This is a genomic window from Komagataeibacter kakiaceti JCM 25156 (genome assembly GCF_000613305.1).
In genome coordinates this window covers 1-2,541 of record NZ_BAIO01000347.1, presented here as the reverse complement: position 1 = coordinate 2,541, position 2,541 = coordinate 1, and the positions used below count along the sequence as shown (strand labels likewise).

At 66.8% G+C, this 2,541-nt stretch carries 2 protein-coding genes; one reads left to right on the top strand and one right to left on the bottom strand.

The genetic code is table 11. From position 1 onward, the window contains the following. Window positions 1-409, bottom strand: a 409-nt coding sequence (gene ssb / locus JCM25156_RS13555; RefSeq protein ID WP_025813504.1) for a single-stranded DNA-binding protein, incomplete at its 3' end; no start/stop codon positions are given. 284 nt (window positions 410-693) lie between these two features. Here ssb and uvrA point away from each other — a divergent pair. Then, a partial coding sequence (gene uvrA / locus JCM25156_RS13550; RefSeq protein ID WP_025813503.1) for an excinuclease ABC subunit UvrA occupies window positions 694-2,541 on the top strand: 1,848 nt, incomplete at its 3' end.

Genomic DNA, 2,541 nt, shown 5'->3' with positions numbered 1-2,541 from the left:
CGCCATAGCTTCCACCGCCGTAACCGCCGCCCGCGTCGTCATCGCCGCCGCCGCCACGGTTGCTGTCCAGCAGCACCAGATCGCCACGGAAGCGGTCCACCACCACTTCGGTCGTGTAGCGGTCCTGACCGCTCTGGTCGGTCCATTTGCGGGTCTGGAGCGAGCCTTCCAGATAGACCTTGCGGCCCTTGCGCAGGAACCGCTCGGCCACGTCGCCAATGCGTTCGTTGAAGATCACCACCCGGTGCCATTCGGTCCGCTCGCGGCGTTCGCCCGATGCGCGGTCATTCCATGTATCGCTGGTCGCCAGCGTGAGCGAGACGATCTTCGCCCCGTTCTGGCTGGTGCGGACCTCCGGGTCCTTGCCCAGATTGCCCACGAGAATGACCTTGTTGACGCTGCCCGCCATATGCTGTCCTGCTGCAGTTCGAGTATCGGGACCGGCAGATGCGGGCCGGAGCCCTGCCGGGAGCCGCCCGGGCCACCTGCTGGCGGCCGTCGCGGATATGCGCGGCGATCCTACAGGAAACTCCGCCTCAATGCGAGGGCGCGCGCAAGGCAGGCCCGCATCGTATGCGCGATATGGCCCGCGGGCCTTGTCGTGGCGGGTGGGGGAAGCCAGATATGGGACCAGCCGGCATGCGATGCCGGGCGGCATCCGGTTCCCCATGGGGAACGGAACAGGGAGAGTTCATGAGTATTTCTTCACGCCCGGCGCAGGTTCCGGCGGGCCAGCATGTCAGCCAGCAGTCAATCCGCGTGCGGGGCGCGCGGGCGCATAACCTGAAAAACGTGGATGTCGACATTCCCCGTGACGCGCTGACGGTCATGACCGGGCTTTCGGGGTCGGGCAAGTCGTCGCTCGCCTTCGACACCATCTATGCCGAAGGGCAGCGCCGCTACGTGGAAAGTCTTTCGGCCTATGCGCGGCAGTTCCTTGAACTGATGGGCAAGCCCGATGTCGATTCGATCGAGGGGCTGTCCCCCGCCATTTCCATCGAGCAGAAGACCACATCCAGGAATCCCCGTTCCACTGTCGGCACGGTGACGGAGGTGCATGACTACATGCGCCTGCTGTGGGCGCGCGCGGGCGTGCCCTATTCCCCCGCCACCGGCCTGCCGATCGAGGCGCAGACGATCAGCCAGATGGTGGACCGTGTCATGGCCATGCCCGAGGGCACGCGCCTCATGCTGCTGGCCCCGGTGCTGCGCGACCGCAAGGGCGAGTGCAAAAAGGAACTGGCGGAACTCCAGCGCAAGGGTTTCACGCGCGTCAAGGTGGATGGCACGCTCTACACCATCGAGGAGGTGCCGGATCTCAACCGCCGCCTGCGCCACACGGTGGAGGCCGTGGTGGACCGCGTGGTGGTGAAGGAAGGAATCGAAAGCCGCCTGGCGGACAGTTTCGAGACCGCGCTCGGCCTGTCCGACGGTCTGGTCTATGCCGAGGATGTGGTGAAGAACGCGCCCGAGGGCAGTGAGCCGCCCCGCACGGTGTTTTCCTCCCGCTTCGCCTGCCCCGTCAGCGGTTTCACGCTGGAGGAGGTCGAGCCGCGCCTGTTCTCCTTCAACGCGCCGCAGGGGGCCTGCCCCGCCTGTGACGGGATCGGGCAGGAAACATTTTTCGATCCCCGCCTGATCGTGCCTGACGAATCGCTCTCGCTGGGCGCCGGGGCCATCGCCCCGTGGCGCAGCAGCCAGAGCCCGTACTACACCCAGACCCTCGCCGCCATCGCGGCGCATTACGGCGTGTCGATGGACACCCCGTGGGAAGACCTGCCCGAAGGCGTGCGCGATGTGATCCTGGAGGGCGGGAAAGACCCGATCGAGTTCACCTATCGCGACGAGCGGCGCAGCTACAGCCTGACCAAGCCATTCGAGGGCGTCGTGACCAACCTGCGCCGACGCATGGCGGAAACCGACAGCGCATGGGTGCGTGAGGAACTGTCGCGCTACCAGTCCGAAAAGCCCTGCCATGTGTGTGACGGCGCGCGCCTGCGGCCCGAGGCCCTGTCCGTGCGGGTGGCGGGCATGAACATCGCGCAGGCGTCGGATATGCCGATCAGCCGGGCGCTGGAATGGTTCGGCACGGTGGAGGCCACGCTTACGCCCCAGCGCGCCGAGATCGCGCACCGCATATTGCGTGAAATCCTCGACCGCCTGCGCTTTCTGGATGATGTGGGGCTGGATTACCTGACGCTTTCACGCGGGTCGGCCACGCTTTCGGGCGGGGAGAGCCAGCGCATCCGGCTGGCCAGCCAGATCGGCTCCGGCCTGACCGGGGTGCTGTACGTGCTGGATGAACCCTCCATCGGCCTGCACCAGCGCGATAACGAGCGCCTGCTGGGCACGCTGGACCGGCTCAAGAAACTGGGCAACACGCTCATCGTGGTCGAGCATGATGAGGACGCGATCCGCGCCGCCGACTGGCTGATCGACATGGGGCCGGGGGCCGGGGTGAATGGCGGCCATATCGTGGCCGCGGGCACCCCGGCGGAAGTCGCGGCCAACCCCGCCAGCCTGACGGGGGACTACCTGTCG